This window comes from Succinimonas sp. (assembly GCF_045225735.1).
In the GTDB taxonomy this organism is placed as follows: domain Bacteria; phylum Pseudomonadota; class Gammaproteobacteria; order Enterobacterales; family Succinivibrionaceae; genus Succinimonas.
In genome coordinates this window covers 1-4,141 of record NZ_JBGVBR010000028.1, presented here as the reverse complement: position 1 = coordinate 4,141, position 4,141 = coordinate 1, and the positions used below count along the sequence as shown (strand labels likewise).

Sequence of the window (4,141 nt, the reverse complement as noted above, 5' to 3'; positions counted from 1 at the left end):
GCCCCTCCCGTTCAGCGTGAAATAATACCATAAAATCCCTGATTGGGTTAACTGCCCCGGCATTTTTTAACAATTGTCACAGCCCCGCGCTTTACGGCATGGGCAGTATGGTAGAATTTTACGCCGGAATCGCTGCCGGAAGGGATCCCGGAGTCCGGAAACCGCAGAACCCGCATTGCCGGGGAGCAATTCTTAAAGGAGCGGCAGCAAAAGCGCCGGCAAAGATGCGTGATCATAAATGAAAACGCGCCGCGAGATGCGCAAGAGAATCAATTAAAGACAGGAAAACAGAAAATGACAGAACACAGCTGCAAAGACGGCAGCCACGGCAGCTTTAAGCCGGCCCGCAAAATCATCAGCATCAAAGCCCGTTTTCCCCTTATCGTCGATCAGCGCATGCGGGACAGCGTGACCTTTTCGGGCATCACCGAGCTGGGAACCTTGCTGGCCGCCAGCGAGCAGTACCTTTATCTGTTCTGCGAGGATCCGGCATTTACGGAAACCGTCAGAAAACACGCTCCGGAATACCCCGGACTCCGCATCCATCTTCTGGCTCCGGCGGAAGAGGCTTCCGGAGAGTCAGGGTGGGCTCCGGCCTATGCCCTCCGGCATTTTGCAGCGGGGGAAGAAAAACAGGATCCCGCCCTTTACACCCCCGGGAAGGATATTCTGGAAACCTGGCGGGATCCGCTGCTTCTGGATCGGTTCTGCGATCTTCTGGAGGAAAACACCCTGAAATTCATCCCTCTCCCCGTGGCCGGCATGCTGATTCTGAGATCCATCGCCACCGTGTTCCCCTATGACACCTATCTCGGCCGGCATTATCTCTCCCAGTACATCGCCGCCCGTAACGCCCTCTCTCCCGATGACCGGGATCTCCTTATCGATATCAAGGAAAAGGGCCTCCCCCGCATCGACGATGCCTACAGCGACAATGTGCTCCGCTTCCTGAAAATCGAGAGAAAGCTCTATACCCAGTATTCCCACTGAGGCCGTCAATACTTTCCCTCTCTGCCTTCTCTCTCTTTCTTCCTCCTTCAGATCCTCCCGCAAGCCGGCTCTGCCGCCGGCTTGCGGCCTCCGGAATTCCGGTTTTCCCGGAGAGCCCCGGGATGCCGCCTCCCGCAAATGTGATAGAATCATAGCGGCAGGACTCCGGACAACTCCCGGATAAAGCCTTCCTTTGAGATTGCCTTTGCGCATTAAAGAATCACCCCGCCGGCGGAGAAACTGTGATTTCCCGGGACAGGCGGGGCCGGAATCATATCAGGAGAGAACAGATTATGGGGATTATGGACGACGATGATACCGGCAGGGATAACGCCGGGGGCATTTTCGGGGACGCGAGCTCTTCCGGCATCTTCGGGGCGGCGGAAGCTCCCCGCAAAACCGTCTCCCGGGAGGAAATCATTCGCCTGGCCAATGAAATGATAAAGAAGGACTGGGAATACATGGACGGCATGGAGGTTACCTCCGCCATCCAGCGGGATGCCGCCATTGTGCTCCGGGGGGAATTCTTTCTGGACGATGAGGGCCTTCCCACCCCGAAAACCAATGCGGTATTCAACATGTTTCACCGGGTTTCCGTGGAGCTGTCCCGGAAGTACCGCATTGACGAAAACACCTGACTCAAGGAAAGGAGAGTCCCATGAACACCCCTGACACCCCGGATCTGAGCTTCCCTCTGGGAGTCATTGAAGGCATGTACGGCGCCTTCTGGACTCCGGAGGATCGCCTGAACTTCATTCCCTGGCTGAAAAGCCGCGGCTATGACTTTTACATCTATGCTCCCAAGGGAGATGCCTGTCTCCGCCGCCTCTGGTTCCGGGAATTCTCCGGAGAGTATCTGGAGGGACTGGCGGTTCTGGCGGACGCCGCCCGGAAGCAGGGACTTTCCTTCGGCGTCGGCTTCACCCCTCTTAATGCCGTTTCTCTGGGGGCGGATGCTCCCAGAGGGGATTTTCCGGAGGGAGAAGCGGCCATGCTTCACAGGGTGGCGGCCAGTGTAAGGGATCTCACAGACCGGGTAAAGCCGGATATCATGGCCGTGCTTTTTGATGACCTTAAGATTGACTCCCATGCGGCCGGAAAAACCCAGAACCGCATCCTTAAATGCATTCTGGACGAGCTTCCCGAAAGCACGCGCCTTATCACCTGCCCCAGCTTCTACAGTCTGGATCCCATTCTGGAAAAGATCTTCGGAGAAATGCCTCCGGGGTACTTCGAGGACTTTGCCCGGGATCTCCCCGAAAGAGCGGATATCTTCTGGACCGGGGATCGGGTCATGAGCTCCGGATATCCCCTGTCCTCACTCGAAAAGGCCCGGGAGATTATCGGGAGAAAGCCCTTTATCTGGGATAACTACCCGGTAAACGACGGCCGGAAATCCTCGGGACATCTCTATCTGGCCCCGCCGGACAGCCGGGAATTCCTGCCGGAGGGCGCCCGGGGCATTGCGGTAAATCCCATGAAGGAGCACTGGCTCTCCCGGATCCCCCTCTCTCTGATTCCGGAGATCCTGCGGGCCCGGACTCCCGTAACGGCAGAAGACAAAACCCGGCTCCTTAAACAAGCCCTCCTCCGGGAAACCTCTCCGGAATTTACCGACTTCATGCTCCGGGAATGCCCGGACTTCAGCGTCAGGGATCGGGAGGAGTTTTCCGCGGATGAGCTGGAAAACCTCGCCCGGAAAACCCCGGATCTTTCCGGTTCTCCGGGGATTGCCCGGGATCTCCGGGACTTTTTCCGGGGCCGCTACATCTTTGACGAGACCTGTCTCACCGGCTGAGCCGAAAACGGGAGACCGGTTTTCCGGAAGCGCCGGAGGCCGTAAAGGAATCCCGGGCGGTTCTGACTCCCTTGAGTCCCCCGCCCGGATCACTATCTTTGTGAAAAACATCAGAATTTTGTCAGGCGAGTCCCCCGGAGACCGGCTGAAAAAATCTATAATGCCCGGAGACGGCAATGCTGCGAAAGCGGCGGCCCCGCTCTTGCGCAGCAGCGTCCGGAACGGCAAGGTTCCGGACAGGAGACTCAAGAATGACCCTGACCTATATTCTCTGTATTTCAGTTCCGCTGACCCTGACTTTGATTGTATGCCTTACCTGTTATCTCAAGCATGTCAAAAGCAAGTCTCAGGGACTGGAAGCAGCATGCATGAGTCTCCTGTCCCAGATCTTTGCGCTCTTCAAAAGAAAATACGCCATGATCCCCCGGCTCAACGAAAAGATCCGGGAATACGCTGCCGGAGAAAACGATCTTTTGAAGGAAATCGACAAGGAAGCCACCTTAGCGGGAGTGGCGGCGGAAAACCTGAAAAGAAACTGCCGCGCCCCGGGAGCCTTCAGCGAGCTCCGGAACCGGGAAAACACCATCTTTCTCCGCATGACCGCCCTCCGGGATCGTCTCAGACGTTATCCCGCCCTCCTGAGCACCGCCTCCTACCGGGAAATATCAGAGGAGCTCAAGGCTCAGGACAGCAAAATCGACTTCAATATCCGGCAGTACAATGACGCCGCCCGGGAATTCAACGGCTACTGTCACCGCGGGCTCATCCGGCGTCTGATCCTAAAGCTTCTGGGAGTAAGCCCCGAGGCTCCCCTCATCGAGGATCTCCTCCCCGCGCTCCCGGAGGAAGATAACAAGGAATCTCAGGCTGCTCCTGATGCCGCAGCTAACGAAGTCAAGTCCGCCGCCCCCGCTTCGAAAAACTGAACCTCTGTCCCGGGGATAATTCCCCATTCCGGGAAATCACCTGTTCCGGTTTTCCGGTTCTCCGTCTCACTTTGCCCGCCTGATCTTTACCAGGTTTTCTAAATCTGCGCTCAGTGTTCTGGTATCACCGGAGTCCTGAAATCCGGCTTCTGCCAGGGCAAAGGCGGTTTCCCTGAGGCAGTTTTTCTGGCCTGTTCTGTTCCAGAACCGCCTGTTCCCTGCTCCGGGGAATGCCTTTTGGCCGCTCTCCCCGTGCCGGCGGTTTCAGAAAGAGTGTTTCGGCTGCTAAAGAAGTTCCGGAATTTTCCTTCCCTGACTTTGACCTTGGGACGCCGAGATCTCCTCTCCGCCAGGATGCGGCATACAGCAGTTCTCAGACATCACCGGCCCTTATGCCATCAATACCGGGAGGAACAAAGGTTAAGGC

4 protein-coding genes are annotated in these 4,141 nt (G+C 56.8%); all 4 read left to right on the top strand.

Translation table 11 applies throughout. From position 1 onward, the window contains the following. The first annotated feature begins 294 nt into the window (after positions 1 to 294). The 4 genes from ACJROR_RS00970 (at position 295) to ACJROR_RS00955 (ending at position 3,714) form a co-directional block, all read left to right on the top strand. Positions 295 to 990 carry a hypothetical protein gene (locus ACJROR_RS00970; RefSeq protein ID WP_406545469.1) on the top strand — a complete coding sequence of 232 codons (696 nt, stop codon included), beginning with the start codon at positions 295 to 297 and terminating at the stop codon, positions 988 to 990. Between the two features lie 293 nt (positions 991 to 1,283). Then, on the top strand, positions 1,284 to 1,628 hold the full coding sequence (locus tag ACJROR_RS00965) for a DUF2498 family protein (RefSeq protein WP_406545468.1): 345 nt from the start codon (positions 1,284 to 1,286) through the stop codon (positions 1,626 to 1,628). 20 nt (positions 1,629 to 1,648) lie between these two features. Beyond that, the gene (locus ACJROR_RS00960; RefSeq protein ID WP_406545467.1) at positions 1,649 to 2,788 is read left to right on the top strand and encodes a beta-N-acetylglucosaminidase domain-containing protein; all 1,140 of its coding nucleotides are present in this window, start codon (positions 1,649 to 1,651) and stop codon (positions 2,786 to 2,788) included. Between the two features lie 251 nt (positions 2,789 to 3,039). Further along, on the top strand, positions 3,040 to 3,714 hold the full coding sequence (locus ACJROR_RS00955) for a LemA family protein (protein WP_406545466.1): 675 nt from the start codon (positions 3,040 to 3,042) through the stop codon (positions 3,712 to 3,714). Positions 3,715 to 4,141 lie beyond the last annotated feature (427 nt).